The organism is Mesorhizobium sp. P3_A10, from assembly GCF_056403175.1.
The window spans coordinates 136,429-152,289 of sequence record NZ_JBFUFZ010000005.1; the positions used below are offsets into that span (position 1 = coordinate 136,429).

11 protein-coding genes are annotated in these 15,861 nt (G+C 58.0%); all 11 read left to right on the forward strand.

Translation table 11 applies throughout. The annotated features are described in order from the left end of the window. Positions 1 to 342 precede the first annotated feature (342 nt). The 11 genes from AC1DXU_RS20065 (at position 343) to AC1DXU_RS20115 (ending at position 15,706) form a co-directional block, all read left to right on the forward strand. Positions 343 to 1,164: a hypothetical protein gene (locus tag AC1DXU_RS20065; RefSeq protein WP_477371795.1), complete on the forward strand. Its 822-nt coding sequence runs from the start codon at positions 343 to 345 to the stop codon at positions 1,162 to 1,164. Between the two features lie 172 nt (positions 1,165 to 1,336). Further along, on the forward strand, positions 1,337 to 2,314 hold the full coding sequence (locus tag AC1DXU_RS20070; protein ID WP_477371797.1) for a helix-turn-helix transcriptional regulator: 978 nt from the start codon (positions 1,337 to 1,339) through the stop codon (positions 2,312 to 2,314). A 148-nt stretch (positions 2,315 to 2,462) separates the two neighbouring features. After that, positions 2,463 to 3,350, forward strand: a complete 888-nt coding sequence (locus tag AC1DXU_RS20075) for a metallophosphoesterase family protein (protein ID WP_477371798.1) — start codon at positions 2,463 to 2,465, stop codon at positions 3,348 to 3,350. After that, entirely contained in the window at positions 3,293 to 3,589 is a 297-nt protein-coding gene (locus AC1DXU_RS20080; protein WP_477372270.1) for a hypothetical protein, read from the forward strand. Before AC1DXU_RS20075 ends, AC1DXU_RS20080 begins: the two co-directional genes overlap by 58 nt. After that, positions 3,586 to 6,201: an AAA family ATPase gene (locus AC1DXU_RS20085; RefSeq protein ID WP_477371800.1), complete on the forward strand. Its 2,616-nt coding sequence runs from the start codon at positions 3,586 to 3,588 to the stop codon at positions 6,199 to 6,201. Before AC1DXU_RS20080 ends, AC1DXU_RS20085 begins: the two co-directional genes overlap by 4 nt. Beyond that, a complete protein-coding gene (locus AC1DXU_RS20090) occupies positions 6,201 to 9,515 on the forward strand; it encodes a TM0106 family RecB-like putative nuclease (RefSeq protein WP_477371802.1) in 3,315 nt (1,104 codons plus the stop codon). Before AC1DXU_RS20085 ends, AC1DXU_RS20090 begins: the two co-directional genes overlap by 1 nt. A 22-nt stretch (positions 9,516 to 9,537) precedes the next feature. After that, a complete protein-coding gene (locus AC1DXU_RS20095) occupies positions 9,538 to 10,206 on the forward strand; it encodes a hypothetical protein (RefSeq protein WP_477371803.1) in 669 nt (222 codons plus the stop codon). Positions 10,207 to 10,267: 61 nt separating this feature from the next. Beyond that, on the forward strand, positions 10,268 to 11,398 hold the full coding sequence (locus AC1DXU_RS20100; protein ID WP_477371805.1) for a hypothetical protein: 1,131 nt from the start codon (positions 10,268 to 10,270) through the stop codon (positions 11,396 to 11,398). A 1,194-nt stretch (positions 11,399 to 12,592) separates the two neighbouring features. Continuing rightward, a complete protein-coding gene (locus AC1DXU_RS20105; protein ID WP_477371807.1) occupies positions 12,593 to 13,624 on the forward strand; it encodes a hypothetical protein in 1,032 nt (343 codons plus the stop codon). A 114-nt stretch (positions 13,625 to 13,738) separates the two neighbouring features. Continuing rightward, positions 13,739 to 14,908 carry a phospholipase D family protein gene (locus AC1DXU_RS20110; RefSeq protein ID WP_477371808.1) on the forward strand — a complete coding sequence of 390 codons (1,170 nt, stop codon included), beginning with the start codon at positions 13,739 to 13,741 and terminating at the stop codon, positions 14,906 to 14,908. A gap of 90 nt (positions 14,909 to 14,998) precedes the next feature. Continuing rightward, the gene (locus AC1DXU_RS20115; protein ID WP_477371809.1) at positions 14,999 to 15,706 is read left to right on the forward strand and encodes a hypothetical protein; all 708 of its coding nucleotides are present in this window, start codon (positions 14,999 to 15,001) and stop codon (positions 15,704 to 15,706) included. The last annotated feature ends 155 nt before the right edge of the window (positions 15,707 to 15,861 follow it).

A 15,861-nucleotide genomic window follows, 5' to 3' on the forward strand; every position in this document is an offset into this window, starting at 1 on the left:
CCAGCATTTACCGCCCCAGCCAGCGAAACTCCAACATTCGCCGTCGAGTTTCTACTGCTACATGACTTTATCCACTACCACGGGTCCCATGCAATCGGCGATGTTGAGGTTAATTTAAACAGACGTGCTAGTGTCGGATATGATTCAGGCCTGCAAAATAACGCCGGCTATCGGCGACGCTGGTTAGCGATATGAAAGGGGTGCACTTTCAGCTCACGAGAGGCGTTATTCTGCACCAGTAGCGATCGGGGCGGTCGGGTTAGACGGAAGTCCACAGCCTTCTGAGCGATAGCATGCTTGTTGGTCGCTTTGCGCATTTTGGCAACGTTGAGGAAGAGCAAGATGACTGAGGTGGCCGGACGATCCAGTAAGGCTGTGACGATGCGGACGTTAGTTGTTGGCAGAATGGAGCTTCGTCTCGCGCAAAAAGGTGATCGTTTCTACGGGCTCATCGACGGTAAGATTGAAGTCGAAGGCGATGAGCCTGACGAAGTGTGGCGCCTCCTGTTGGATGGCAGAGGTCCCTCTGCACCACGATATGTTGGCTTCGATGGCGCGAAAAAACTCTTCCTTCATTACTATCCCAACGGCTTCCACACGGACAGCTTCAGCGAACGTGGTTACAAGGCAAGAGCCAGTTCGAAGCTCAGGCAGGCGGTGCCTGTCGAAGATGCGGCCGTTGGCACGGGCTTCGGAGAGTCCGTCCTGTCCGCGTTCCGTGACACAGATCTACTCCACCCGATCGAGAAATCACGCGCGCAGGATGTGCTCCGGGGATCAAATTCTGACCCGTTCATCCAGGCGGCCGCGCGCTTCACGCTCGATGACAATCCGCGCCAGGCTTTGAGAGACATGGACCGCGCGCTTCACAAACATGAAGCGGCCAAATGGACGATCGTAACCTATCTTCCTTTTTTCTGGCGTCCCGACAGGCATATGTTCCTCAAGCCTGAGGCAACCAAGGATTTTGCGGAGCGCACTGGCCAAGCGTTCAAGGAAATCTACGACCCTGCCCTCGATTTCTCTGTCTATGTCAGCCTGCTAAATCTTGCAGCTAAGACTGGAGCGGAGATCGCAGATCTAAATCCCCGCGACAACATCGACATCCAAAGCTTTATTTGGGTCGTAAGCGGTGCTTACGACGGTGAAAACCCACGGCCATGAAACTGGCTCGTAAACTTGGGATATGTGCAAGCTCGATCCGGCGGTCTTGTCCGCCAATCTCGGATATTATCCAAACGCGCGAAGCACTTCTCTTTGAGATTTGAGTAGCCTGTATATTTGTAGAGCGGCGGCTATTCCTGTCTCTCCCATTGTGCCCGTTACCGGAAACACCATGTCCTATTCCAAGGCAAAAGAACTTCTCAGACTGGCTGATTTCGCCTGCTCACGATTCCGGGGCGTCACGCTCGCGGATATTTGTGAGCATTTCGAGGTAAGCCATCGAACTGCGCAGCGCATGACCTCAGCGCTCTCCGAGGCATTTCCACACGCTGTAGAGATCGCCGAAGATCAAACCAGGGAACGGCGCTGGATTGTTCGCGAGGTCCCACTTGCTAGATTGCGGCTCTCCGGGGATGAGGAGCTTGAAGGGCTCGAATTCGCGATTTCTCGCCTTCGCGAAAGCGGCGATTCAAGGCAGGCCCGCGCTTTGGCGAGCCTTCGTGACCGTCTTCTGGCCGCGCTGCCGGTCAAAGAAGCACGGCGCGCGGAAGCTGATGCGGAAGCGATGCTTGAAGTTCATGGAGTTGCAGCAAGGCCTGGGCCATTCGTTGCCGTGGCACCGGCCGTAACCGACGCAGTGACCGCAGCGCTTCGCGGACCATATAGGCTTCGCTTCAGTTACAATGACAGTCTACGTCTTGTCGAACCTTACGGCGTTCTTCTCGGAGCGCGGCGCTACCTCGTCGGTAGGCAGCCCGACAAAGGTCTGAAGCTTCGGCATTTCCGCTTTGACCGAATTAGTGGGGTCGAAGTGACGGACGAGTGGTTTGCGCGAGACCTCGATTTTGATCTTGCAGCGCATGCGGCGCGAGCGTTCGGATCATTCCAAGACGACAGCCAGTTCGGTGAGGTCGTGTGGCGCTTCGCTCCAGAAGCGGCCGATCGCGCTTCGGAATGGCGCTTTCATCCCAATCAACGAGTGCGTGCAACTGAAGATGGCGCACTTGAAGTGCGGTTCAAGGCTTCTGGGTGGCTCGAGATGGCCTGGCACCTTTACCAATGGGGGGATAATGTCCAGGTCATCAAACCCAAAGAGCTTGCAGCTATCGTTCACGCGGCACGAAGAGCAGATTTTGATGCGCTTCCCTGATTGATGTTCACACTTTGTTCGAAAATTCAACCTTCGACGTTCGCGACCATTCCTCTCCATGACAGCTTCTGACACCCTCACGTGATAGCTCATGTGAATACGGATCGCACATTTGGGTCCGCCTCAATCTGGCTCTGGTGATCTTCACATGTTTTGTTTCATTCATTCGTCCGATCTGCACCTCGGTCGCAGGTTCGGCAACCTTCCGGAAGACGCGCGCGGTCGCCTGGTGGAGGCGCGGCACGCGGCGATCGGACGTCTGGCCGCTTCCGCACAAGATCACGGCGCAAGCCACGTGCTCCTTGCTGGAGACGTTTTTGACACGGAAACGCCTTCCGACGCCGTTTGGCGTCACGCCTTGGCTGCGATGAGCTCAGCGCAAGGCCTTCAATGGTGGATTCTCCCCGGAAATCACGACAGCCTGGCGGCTGAGGCACTTTGGGCTCGCCTCCGAGCCCACGCTCCAGCGAACGTTCATCTTCTTGATGCGCCGGAACCAGTCGAGATCGCGCCGCGGGTGGTTCTCCTGCCCGCTCCGGTGCCTCGCCGCTTTCCTGGCCGCGACCTGACAGAGTGGATGCCCCTTTGCGCTACTCCTGCGGACCACTTCCGGATTGGGCTTGCACATGGCGGGGTCCTTACATTTGGGTCCGAGGACGGCGGTGCCGACATCATACCGCCCGATCGCGCCAAGTCCGCTCGGCTCGACTATCTTGCGCTTGGTGATTGGCACGGACTGAAGCAGTTCGGCGATCGCACTTTCTACTGTGGCACCCCCGAGCGCGACCGATTCAAGCACAGCGGCCCCGGCACTTGCCTCGCTGTCACTCTCCTGGCTCCGGGCGCGGTGCCCGAGGTCAACACCATTAAGACCGGTCAGTTCGACTGGCGGGAAGCACCACTTCCACTCATACCTGCACAAGACGCTGTAGCTGCGCTAGAGATGCTGTTGCCGGTCGAAGGCAAGGGGGGCGCGACATGCTTCTCAAAATTCGAGCCACCGGTAGGCTGGGCCTGCCAGCGCGCATGGCTCTGACGCGTGCAGCAGAGCTTGCAGAGCCCGAGTTCTGGCATTTCGAATTCGACGATGCAGATCTCGCCACCGACTGCAGCCTGGAAGATCTCGATGGAATAGCGTTGAGCGGCGCACTTCGGTTGGCAGCTGAAGGCCTCCATCAGAGGTCTGAAGACGCTTCAACGCTCCCCACGGATCGGGCGATCGCCGCGGCGGCACTTAGACGCCTTTACAACTATGTGCAGGGAGAGACGCAATGAAGCTCCTCGCGATACGCCTCGATAATGTCCGACGGTTCACTGACCCCGTTGAGATCACGGGTATCGGCACCGGGCTGAACGTCCTCTCGGCCCCGAATGAGAGCGGCAAGTCGACCATCGTTGATGCGCTCCACGCGCTCTTTTTCAAAGGCTACAGGTCTTGGGACAAAGAGGTCGCGAGTCTTGCGCCGCATTCCGGCGGCGATCCTCAAGTGGCGGTCGAAATTGAAATCAACGAAAACCGCTTCAAAGTCGAGAAGCGTTGGAGCAAGACGCGCAAGGGCGAGGCCAAGGTCTTCCGCGGCGGGCACCTAATCAAGCAGGCGGACGATGCCGAGACATGGCTCGCTGAGGTGCTCAAAGCGCCCAAGGAAGGGGGGCCGGCCGGTCTCCTCTGGGTGCGACAGGGTTTGACCAGTCTCGACGAAGGCGAATCCGCCCACTCAGCACGGCGCGACTTACTCTCTTCAGTCACCGGCGAGGTCGAAGCAATGACCGGCGGGCGTCGCATGGACGCGACGCGGGACCGTTGTCGGAGGGAACTTGACCGCTACTTGACCAGCAGCGGAAAAGCGAAAGTTGGCGGCCCACTAAAGTCCACGGAAGACGAGGTCTCGGCTCTCGGTCTCCGACGCGATGGGCTTGCAGCCAAGGCGGCGTCTCTATGGGCGGAACTTGATAGCCGGCGCACTCTAAGGCGCGAACTCGCCAGTCTTGAAGACGGCGAGCAAGATTCGGAAAGGATGACGCGTCTTGCAGAGGCTCAGGCCGCCCATGACGAGGCATCCCGTCATGCAGAAGCGCTTGAGCGAGCAATCGAAGCAGAAAGATCGAAACGCCTTGAGATGGAACGAGCCCAAGAGAGGCTTGCGACAATCGAGGCGTCGCTTGCCGAAGAAAGGAGTGCCGGGGCCGCCCTTGAGTTGGCCAAGGCTGATGCCGCAATCAAGGACGAGCGGCATTGTCAAGCCGAGGGTGTATTCATCAAGGCGAGAAGGAGTTTCGATAAGGCGTCCTCATCGGCAGAAACTGCCTCTGAAATCCTTCGAAGGGCCCTACGTGCTCAGACATGCGCCGCTACAGCAGAGCGGCGAGCGGAGCTTACGGTTCGAGTGGCTCAAGCCGAAGGCTTGCGGACCGAGCTCGAGAAAGCCGTAGCGGACGCCAAGGTTGGCCTCACAGAAAAGGTGCTGCGTCAGTTGGAGGACCGGGCTGGAGAGCTCCGGGTTCTACGAAAGGCACGCGAGATCGCGGCTGTTGCTCTCACGATGACTTATACCGTTGGACGAAAAGATGGTGTCGCGCTCAACGGTAAGCCGATGCTCGATGGAAGTCGTGTGGCAATACCCGACGGCGCCACGCTGGAGATTGACGGCATTGGATACCTAGCGGTCCATCCCGGTGCACAGTCTGCCGCCGATACACTTGCGGTAGCCGAGAAAGCTCTTGCCGACGCACTTGAAGCGTCTGGCTACGAGACCATCGAGACCGCTCGCGCAGCCGCGCATCTCCGGCTTGAGGCCGAAGCTCGATGCCGGAGTGCCGAACAACAGTTAAACGGAGCGGCGCCGAATGGAATCGAAGCCCTGCGGGAAAGTATCGCCCGCCTGCCTGAACCCTTGGAAGCGGAACCCGAACTTCCGAGCGCACGAGAGGCTCAGGAGGCAGAGGTAGCAGCAAAACATGCACTTGCAGACGCAACCAGCACACTTGAGAAAGCCCGTTCTGCGTTCGAACTAGCGCAGACGGCTGCGGCCCGTGCTTCAGCAGCCACAGAAAGCGGAGCGGAGAGGGTCTCCAGGGCACTCTCCGCGCTCAGCAGTTTCCAAGATGCCGAGGCCGAAAAGATTTGCCTTATGAACGGGCTTGTTGGGCATCGGGCCGCGTTGGGCGAGGCGATTGGACAGCGCCAAGCAATCTTGGCCGTGGCGCCTGATCTTGAAGCGGCGAAGGCTGTATTACAACGTGCACGATCGGTCATCACACGCGTCGAACAGGACCGCCAACGCATTTGCGTTGATCTCGGAAAGTTGGATACGGCGATCGAAATGCATGCTGCGGAGGCCGTCGAGGAAGAGCTGGCCGACGTCGAGATCCGACTGAAAGCAGCGAGGCTGAGACTTGAAGAGATCATGTTCGAGGTCTCAGTCCTACAGACAGTGGACGACGCACTTGAATCCGCCCGAACTGCCGCACGTGACCGCTACGTTGAGCCCGTCCTGAGGGAGCTTACCCCACTCATCCGGCTGCTCTGGCCCGAGGCTGAGCTTCGCTTCGATGCTGAGAAGGTCCTGCCAACGGCTCTGGTTCGAGCCGGGACGGAGGAAGACTTTGACATCCTGTCGGGCGGCACCAAGGAACAGATCGCACTTCTCGTGCGGCTAGCCTTTGCTCGAATGCTGGCGAAGGCAGGTAACCCCGCGCCAGTGATTCTCGACGATGCGATCGTTTACACCGACGACGACCGCATCGAGCGTATCTTCGACGCCTTGACGCGACAGGCACAAGATCTGCAGATCATTGTATTTTCATGCCGACAGAGAGCCTTCCGAGATCTTGGAGGTCGGAGCCTCGCAATTATCGGCCAGGAACCTGTATTGGATGCCGCGTGATGAGACGCGACGGCAATGGGCTTCGCCTGTCGGCCTCGGACTTGATGCGATTCATGGCCTGCTCGCACGCAGCACGCTTGGACCTCGCACATCTTGCAGGAGTGGGGCCGAAGCCGGCGGATGACAGTGAAGACGCGGCCCTACTTCAAAGATATGGCGATGCGCACGAAGCGGCCCATCTGGCGCGGCTCGAGACAAGCGGAAAGCGTATCTCCAAGATTGAAAAGGATGGGATCGCCTTCGACGTGGCTGTCAAAGCGACCCTCGAGGCCCTTCGAAGTGGCCCGGATATTGTTTTCCAGGGAGCGCTCGAAGGAGACATGTGGGGCGGATACTCCGATTTCCTCGAGCGGGTTGATTTGCCCTCGAAACTCGGCGGATTTTCTTACGAGGTTACAGATACCAAGCTGAAGCGCAAACCTGCCCCGGCTCATGTCTTGCAACTCGTCCTCTATTCCGACCTGCTAGCAACTACCCAGGGCCGTAGTCCAGAGCGGGCACACGTGGAGCTTGGTGACGGCAGGCGTTTCAGTTTCCGTCTCGCGGAATATGCGGCGTATGCTCGCGCAGCGCGAGAGAGGCTCGAGTCTTTCGTTGTCGAACCAACGAAAACTCGGCCCATGCCTTGCGCAACTTGTAGTCTCTGCCGCTGGCGCGAACATTGCGCTGGAGAATGGGAGCAAGAGGACAGCCTTTTCCGCGTTGCCGGCATGACGAGAGTCCAGGTGGAAAAGCTTGAAGCAACTGGCATCTCAACGATGGCCACTCTCGCACAACAACGCGGCCGTGTGCCCAGGATGGCCGAGGCGACACTCGAAAAGCTCAGGACCCAGGCAGCGCTACAGCAAGAGCGGAAGAGTGGCGAACCGTCCTATGCGCTGCGCCCTCCCCTTCCCGGCAAGGGCTTCGACCTGATGCCCCGACCCCATCCTGGCGATCTCTACTATGACATCGAAGGTGACCCGTTCTATGCTGAAACCAGCACCGAAGGCCTCGAATACCTACACGGGGTCTGGGATGGGAAGGCTTTCAAAGCGTTCTGGGCTCATGACTTTGCGGAGGAGAAGGAGGCGATAGTCGCCCTTTTTGCACTCTTCGAGCAGAGCATAATGCAGAACCCGCAAGCTCATATCTACCACTACGCATCATACGAAATCAGCGCGCTTCGCAAGCTCACCACTCGGCACGGCGTCGGCGAAGCGCAACTCGACCGGTGGCTGAGGGAGCGCCGTTTCATCGACCTCTATTCGGTTGTTCGAGGAGGCGTCTACGCATCGGAGCCATCCTATTCGATCAAGGATATGGAGGCTTTCTACGATCTTTCGCGCACAGGCGAGGTGACCACTGCAGGCGGATCCGTTGTCGCTTACGAGAAGTGGCGTGAAAGCCGTGACGCCGCCATCTTGGAAGAGATCGAAGACTACAATCGCATCGACTGCGTCTCTACGGAACGGCTGCGCGATTGGCTACTCGAAATCCGGCCGGACGGGCGCTGGCTGGAACTCGGCGAGGGCTACACCGCGAAGTCCATGAAGGCCGAAGCCGAGGTCGATGATCTCGCCAAGTTGCTACTCGAATCCAGCCTACCCGAAGATCGTCGACGCCTCTTGTATGACCTCGGCGTTTTCCATTGGCGCGAGCGCAAACCTGCTGCGTGGGCTGTCTTCGACGCCGCTGCGAAGGATTTCGAAGAGCTCTGCGATGATATGGAATGCCTTGGCGGCCTGGTCGCTGACGGGCCGAAACGGCCGGTGAAGAGGTCGAACGAGCGAGATTACCGATATCCGCCGCAAGAGACTAAGCTAAGGGCGGGCAAATCCTCGCAGTTTGCTGTCGAGGGCGGTTTCGGACAGGTCGACATCACAGCGCTCGACCGCAGTGCTCGGCGGGTAACGCTGAAAATGGGGCCGGGCTCCGGCGATACGCTCCCGGACCGGCTCGATCTTATCCCTACCTTCGCAATAGATGCCAAACCCATTCCCTCCGCTGTCCACAAAGTTATCAAGGACCAGTGTGGGGACCGCGAGAACAAGGCGGCAGAGGATCTCCTCTCACGCAATCCGCCATGCTTCAGAGGTGCTTCACCGCTTCCCCTGGATGAGGCGGCAGATCCCCTCGGAGGAACTATAGCGGCCATTCGGGCGATGGATGCGACAGTCCTGCCAGTCCAGGGCCCGCCCGGCACGGGCAAAACGTATGTCGCCGCGCGCGCCATCCTGGCACTCGTCAAAGACGGCCACCGCGTCGCTGTTTCATCCAATAGCCACGAAGCCATCCGCAACGTCCTGATGGCCTGTGTAGATGCGCTTCGCGATGACGCCGACGTCGGACTGACCCTTGCGGAGGTCCAGCTCGCGCACAAGATTGGATCCGACACCGGCGAGGCCCCGATCGGCTACGAGGCCATCGCGAGTGTGCGGAACAATGACGATGCTGCACTTGAAACGGCCCAGGTAGTTGGCGGGACAGCGTGGCTGTTTTCGAGAGATCAACTCGAGGGCGCGTTCGAATACCTTTTCGTCGATGAGGCTGGGCAGGTTTCTCTCGCAAATGCGATCGGAATGTCGAATGCGGCGAAGAATCTTGTCCTTGTTGGCGACCCCCGCCAACTCCCCCAGGTAATTCAGGGAGCGCACCCTGATCCGGCAAACCTCTCTTGCCTCGACTGGGTTCTCGGCCAAGGGCAGAACGTTGCGCCGGACCGGGGAATTTTTCTTCCCGTCACGCGTCGCATGCATCCCGAAGTCTGCAGCTTCATTTCATCACAGTTCTACGAAGGACGGCTGCATCCACACGAAACGACGTCGCGGCAAGCAATCCACTCACCGGGACTGCCCATTGCCGGCGCATGGCGGATTCCGGTAACCCACCAAGGGCGCGCGCAGGAGTGTCCTGAAGAGGTCATTGCAATCCTTGAGAAGATTGACCTTCTGCTTGCCGGAAAATGGACCAACAGTGACGGCTTGGTGCGCCCGCTACAGAAGGACGATATCATCGTTGTCGCTCCTTACAACGCGCAGGTGAACGCTCTGGTCGAAGCTTTGCCCGACTTCAGAGTAGGAACCGTCGATAAATTTCAGGGACAGGAAGCTCCAGTTGCCATTGTCTCAATGACTGCGTCTTCAGCGGAAGAGACATCACGGGGCATCGAGTTCCTTTTTTCCCGTGAGCGGCTCAATGTCGCCGTTAGTCGCGGCAAGGCCCTGAGCCTCGTATTTTTTTCGCCTCGACTGCTGCAGGCGGGGTGCTCGACGGTCGAGCAAATTCGTCTCGTGAACACGCTCTGCGCACTTCCCGACATGCCTACGGGATAGGATGAACGGACGGAATGAACCGATGAAGGACAACGCGGCAGCTCGGCTTAGGTTTGAGGCGCTCAAGGAAAAGCAGCGTCAACTTCGGGCGGGTTTCCCCGAGAATTTCGGCCTTCGCGTCCATCGGTCGATCAGTTGGATCGGACGGGCTGAAGCAGAAGCCAACGATCCCGCTGCAGCGTTCCTCTTCCTCTGGATCGCGTTTAACGCGGCCTATGCGGACGAGCGCGACGTGCGAGGTGAGCGTGAAGCATTCGCATGGTTCTTCGGAATGCTGCGAGACCTCGACAAGAACAGCCGCATCTATGACGCGGTCTGGACACGCTTTCCCGGCCCCATCCGGCTCTTTCTGGAGAATCGCTTCGTCTTTGGTCCTTTTTGGTCCCACCAAAATGGGATCGATGGTTACGACGACTGGGAGCAACGATTCAATGCCGCCAGGCGTGCCTTCCACGGCGCGCTGATGACTCGCGATACCGCCAACATCTTGTCGATGCTATTCGACCGCCTCTATGTGCTCCGTAACCAACTTGTTCACGGCGGCGCAACTTGGAACTCGAGCACTAACCGCAACCAACTTCGTGACGGGGCCGATGTCATCGGGTTTCTCATCCCCATCATGATCGACATCATGATGGACAACTCAACCGAGGACTGGGGACGGCCATTCTACCCGGTCGTTGAGACGTAGACCCATGTTCTGCTGACACGCGCAGCAGCTCGTAAGAAATCATCAAACAAGCGGGGCGAACATGAGCAGCATTTTCCTTGTCGGACAAGATAACCAGCTGACCGAACTGAACCGGACAGACTACGAATCCGAAGACCTGTTTCAGCGGCTGCTAGGCGATCATCCCGCCATGCTGAGGCTAGCAGGGGGACCCGAAGGCAAGCTGCTTCTCATTCGACGCGAACAACCCGTTCCCGACGCCGTGAACGGCTCTGATCGTTGGTCCCTTGATCATCTATTTCTAGATCGCCAAGGTGTGCCCGTGCTTGTCGAGGTGAAGCAGGCATCCGACACAAGGGCTCGCCGGGAGGTCGTGGCCCAGATGCTGGACTATGCCGCGAACGGCGTCGCCTATTGGCCTATCGATCGGATTGTGCAGGCATACCGCGATACGGCAACGGGCGCAGGACTGGAGCCGGACACTCACCTCGCCAGCTTCCTAGACAACGCCGATGCAGAATCGTTCTGGAGGGCTGTGGAAGCCAATCTGAGGTCCGGCCGAGTCCGCATGCTTTTCGTCGCTGATCGCATCCCCAAGGAACTGGCGCGCATTGTTGAGTTCCTGAACGAACAGATGCGCCCGGCCGAAGTTCTGGCGATAGAGGTCGAACAGTTCACCAGCGCCAATGGCATTCGCACGCTGGTCCCGCGACTGGTTGGGCAGACAGAACGGGCACAGACGACCAAGGCCGTGACCGAAGTTGCTGAGCGCCTGTCCGAAACGGAATGGCTGGAAAACCTCGCAAGTCTGCATGGCGCGAAGTCCCGTGCTGGCGCTGAGCGGGCTGCGGACTGGCTGCGATCGACCGGCTATGACGTCGTGGTGACGAACAGCCAGGACGCGCTCGCAGCTGGGCTTCTGCGCCCGGACGGAAAGCGCACCTATGTGTTCTTCATGCGTAAGACATCGGGCCGATTGGAAACGTCCCTCGCCAATCTCGGCTCAACGCCAGCTTACGCTCCGGACGATACCAGGAAGGCACTGCTGTCCGCGATCCGAGAATGGCCATCATCGACGTTGAAAGTCACCGACAAGCTCACTGGCTGGCCTTCGGTGAAGCTAGATGAGCTCATGTCCGAGCCGCTCTGGAATGCGGTCACGTCCTTCGCGGGGGACATCGCAAATGGCATTCGGAAAGTGAGCGGCCCATGAGCCCCATCCCGGCAACCGGAAATTCGGTTCGCGTCTCTTGACGCGTTGCCGACCACAAACACCTGACGAGGGGGAACAAATGTCGCTGCCGATCACCCGTCTAACGTGGAACGCTTTGGTGAAGGCCAATTAGGAAGCCGTTGCTGCAGGGTGGGCTCAACCCGGAGTATTCGCTACCGGCATAGGTCGGCGATATCGACCTGGGGCACCCGCAAGCGTCCTTTATGTTGGAATGAGCGCCGGTCCAAAAGCAGAATCCGTTGGCTCGGGCCTAACGCAGTTGGATAGCTCAAAGGCGTCTCGAGACTGGATGATTAGGAGGGAAAATCGACGTTCCCCGTTCTGGCAATTCATTGAGCGAATTTCCCCGGATCGTATGGATATCGCCTGGACGAATGTGAGCAAGATGGACCGGCTTGAGGTCAGCAACGGTGACGCCGGCCCGCCCTCTCCGAAACAATGGCCCGTGATAGCGGGTCCATGCCTACAGGCCCTCTCCGAAGAAATACATTGCCTAGCCCCAGCGCTGATCCTGTTTGCAACCTCGAGATTCCGTGCAGAGATCAAAAACCTCCTGGCTGAGCACGGCTTTTTGAAGTCCCGAACGTTAGGCGACGGCCACACCACAATTTTTCGTTCAGCGAATGGCACAAGCGCCATTACGACCCGTCACCCCGGCTATTGGAGGAGGATGCCACAAGCCCGCGACGAACAAATAGTCGCTACGGCTGTCCTCAACTTGCTCAATCGGCAAATAAAGAACTATGGAGCCCACCCCCCTAGCGGAGCGTTGTGGTAGCGCGACACGCGGAATTTTTGACGGGCTCGGATTCCTGCGAAGGTTCAGGCAAAGATCGCCGGGAGCCACCATGAAACATAAATGTGACACCAGACATAGCGCTTTAATGGATCTTAGGGTTGCGCATTCTGCCATCATGAGAGCGGCCTCAGCGTGTCGTCCATAAGATAGTTCTCGGGCCACCCGAAACGACTCGCTTTTTCTCCCTTTCTCAGCTTCACTGAAGAGGACTTGAGGGAAGAGTGATGGCAACAATAATACAGCGCTCTTTGTGCAGCCTATTTTCCACACTAGTCTTCGGCGCTGCATTGTTGATTGCGGGGTGTGCTACCCCTTACATTCCTCCGGACATCCAAGAGCCAGGCCAGGACAACGCGTCCAGCTTTGGTGGCATCATGAGCTTTGCCACGCAAGAAGACCTACGGGTCGTCTGGGTGCACGGCATGTGCACTCACAAGGAAGACTGGGCAGATAATCGTCATGCCCTTCTCCAACAGGCGATCGCAATTGGGTCGTCTAGCCACAACGTCGTGTATGGGCCGAAGCGCGCCGCGCGTGTCACTTTTGACCACAGTGTGAACGGACATTCCCTCGAACTCCGTTTCCTCGTCTGGTCACCGCTCGCCGCCGATGCAAAGAAAGCCATTCAGCTCGACCACAACGATGAACTGAAGCGTGCCAGCCTGAACAAGACCCTCAAGGAAGGCCTGATCGACGACTGCTTTTCCGACGCGGTGATTTACACGGGCATGGCTGGCGACCCGACTAGGTCCTGGATACGTTCCGAAGTTTGTGACGCTCTGGGCGGCAATATCTCAGGCGCGAGTCGCTGTCTAATCGATGATAGCAAGCCGCGTCGGAAGACCGTCCTAGTCGCCGAAAGCTTGGGAAGCAAGATGCTTTCAGATGCGATCGTCTCGATATGGCAAACCGCGCCTGCATCGCAACAGTCGCGGATTGCCCAGCGCCTTGGCGATGTTCAGATGGTTTTCCTGCTAGCAAACCAGATACCTCTCTTGAATGCCGCAACATACTCTCAAGGCACAGCCAAGATTGCAGCCGACAAATCTACAGAGGTGGCTAACGGGTCCCTCCTTGAGGTCTTCGCCAGCGCCAGAGCTCCGAAGATCAGGACCCTTGTCGCCGAGCCCTCCGGCCCGATCCGCTTTGTCGCTTTCACGGATCCGAATGACCTGTTGAGCTATCGGCTGTTCCCCAAAGCGTATCTGCCGGAGGACATGAAGATTACCAACGTGATTGTCTCAAACGATCAGACATATTTCGGGCTGTTGGAGCGCCCGGACACCGCCCACTGCGGTTACGGCTGGAACCCGGCGGTGATAGCGACCGTCGCGAAGGGCTACGATGGCAAACGCCTAGGATCGATTCCGGTCAACGTCCCACACTCGTGCGGGCTCGGGGGTTAGCACGCTCCCCCGTCGCGTCGGCAATTGAGCCCTTAGCTCCGCGCTGACGCAATCCTTCGGGCACAGACCGGCTCGGCTTCGATGATGAAAGTGGCACACGCTTGGAGCTGACCAATGACCACTAGGTTCGTCGATTCCGGTTGGGCACTGGAAATTGCAAAAGCAGTTCGCGCTGATGCAAGCGAATTGGCGATTATTTCTCCATTCATCAAGAGGGGCGCATTGCAACGTTTCCTTTCCATGGGCCCGAAATCAATCCGGGTCATTACCCGTTTCAATCTGTCGGATTTCGCCGACGGCGTCAGCGATATCTCTGCTTTGCGCCGCCTGTTGGCGGACGGCGCCAAAGTCCGCGGCCTGAAAAACCTTCATGCCAAGATGTATCTATTCGGGTCTAGTAGGGCGATTGTGACGTCCGCCAATCTGACCGAGGCCGCTCTAGCGCGGAACCACGAGTTCGGCATGATCTCCCAGGACACGGCCATCGTATCTGCATGCCGCCACTACTTTGATCACCTGTGGGCCCGAAGCGGTGTCGAATTAACGGTGGGGCAGCTCAATGAGTGGGACGAAATTGTGATGCGCCATCAAGTGAACGGAGGAAGGCCTATTCAGCGCCCAAGCCTTGGAGATTTCGGAGCTGACGCCGGTATCGTTGCATCGCCGCCAAGCCTGGTTCCGACAAGGGTTGCTGATGCTACTCAAGCCTTCGTTAAGTTCCTCGGCGAAGGAAAATATCGCGTCCCACTATCATTTCCAACAGTTCAAGAGATCGACCGAACCGGTTGCCACTGGGCTGTCGCATATCCGACGAAGAAGCGGCCGAGAGCAGTTAGAGATGACGCTCTGATTTTCATCGGTCGGCTGACGAATGAACCAAATGATATACGCGTATTCGGCCGGGCGATTGGCATGCGATATGTTGCCGGGCGCGACGACGCTACGATGCAGGAAATTGCGCACCGCGAATGGAAAGCGAAATGGCCCCGCTATATACGCGTTCACCACCCGGAGTTCGTCGCGGGAACGTTGACGAATGGAGTCTCGCTCAACGAGCTGATGACAGCCCTTGGTGCCAGCTCTTTCGCACCGACAATGCGCAACGCGGAAGATGGCGACGGGAAGAACACTGACCCCCGAAAGGCCTATCGACAACAAGCTGCGGTCGAGCTGTCGGTCGAGGGGATGTCTTGGCTAAGCGAGCGGTTGCAAGCCGCATTCGACCGGCACGGCAAGGTTCCGCAGGACGAACTCGACAAGCTCGACTGGCCTGTTGTCTCATAATCGCTTTTTCTGAGGGTATGGCCGAAACCAATTCGCAAAAAAGCCAGGGGGCCTTGTGGACTCGCCAAACCGGCCAACCGGGGGATTTTCGTGTCGCGAACTTTAGTGGAATGCCTCAAGCTTTTTAATCGGAAAGAACGTTATTGGCTCATTCGGAACGCGCTTGGCCAAAGCGGCGAGGAACTCGTGCTCTCGGGCTTCTTTCGGCAACGGCTTAGTGATGCCATAGGCTTAGATGTCCCCCCATCTGCTTGGTGGGCGATCGACTATCATATCGACTGGCTGTTTGGTGCGCTGGTGTTGGACAGCACGGCTGACATTGATTGGACTGCTCCGCTAGAGAATCCGATCGTCTCCGATACGGGCGAGCCGACCCTTCGTCTTATTCGCGGAACTCATGAGGACTTCGACCTGATCATTGCGTTCGATCGGACAATCATTCTGATTGAAGCGAAGGGTGTGACAAGTTGGGGAAATGCCCAGGTAAAAAGTAAGCACAAGAGGCTCTGTGAATGGCATCACCATTCACAACGGCTCCAGACCGACAAAACCAGATCCCCCGATCCATTGCGCATCATTGTGGTCTTCGCGTCACCCAACAAGCCGGAGAAGCTGGACGATTTGGAGTGGCCAACTTTTGGGAATGGCAACGGTGGAGCTCCACTTTTCCTTGCCCTGGACTTTTCCGAAGCGCCCGATTCATTTTGTGTTCCGGAGCGATCCAACGCCGACGGGTTTGCCACACACAGCAGGTGGAAGATAAAACGCGTAAAGCGACCAAGATTGCGTGCGCCCTGACCGGAGCGGGATAGACGCCTCAGATGACGAGTTTTGCCCCTGCGTCGATCATCAGCCTCGAATGAAGTTTTCCAGGAGGGGCGCCGACGGCTTGGGGGCGCGCGATAGATTTGCAGATCTCTCCGATCGAAAGCCGGGGGCGAGTGACCTGACTA

Coding starts and splice junctions, on each gene's coding strand:
- AC1DXU_RS20065 (WP_477371795.1), top strand. CDS start 343: ATGACTGAGGTGGCCGGACGATCCAGTAAGGCTGTGACGATGCGGACG.
- AC1DXU_RS20070 (WP_477371797.1), top strand. CDS start 1,337: ATGTCCTATTCCAAGGCAAAAGAACTTCTCAGACTGGCTGATTTCGCC.
- AC1DXU_RS20075 (WP_477371798.1), top strand. CDS start 2,463: ATGTTTTGTTTCATTCATTCGTCCGATCTGCACCTCGGTCGCAGGTTC.
- AC1DXU_RS20080 (WP_477372270.1), top strand. CDS start 3,293: ATGCTTCTCAAAATTCGAGCCACCGGTAGGCTGGGCCTGCCAGCGCGC.
- AC1DXU_RS20085 (WP_477371800.1), top strand. CDS start 3,586: ATGAAGCTCCTCGCGATACGCCTCGATAATGTCCGACGGTTCACTGAC.
- AC1DXU_RS20090 (WP_477371802.1), top strand. CDS start 6,201: ATGAGACGCGACGGCAATGGGCTTCGCCTGTCGGCCTCGGACTTGATG.
- AC1DXU_RS20095 (WP_477371803.1), top strand. CDS start 9,538: ATGAAGGACAACGCGGCAGCTCGGCTTAGGTTTGAGGCGCTCAAGGAA.
- AC1DXU_RS20100 (WP_477371805.1), top strand. CDS start 10,268: ATGAGCAGCATTTTCCTTGTCGGACAAGATAACCAGCTGACCGAACTG.
- AC1DXU_RS20105 (WP_477371807.1), top strand. CDS start 12,593: ATGAGCTTTGCCACGCAAGAAGACCTACGGGTCGTCTGGGTGCACGGC.
- AC1DXU_RS20110 (WP_477371808.1), top strand. CDS start 13,739: ATGACCACTAGGTTCGTCGATTCCGGTTGGGCACTGGAAATTGCAAAA.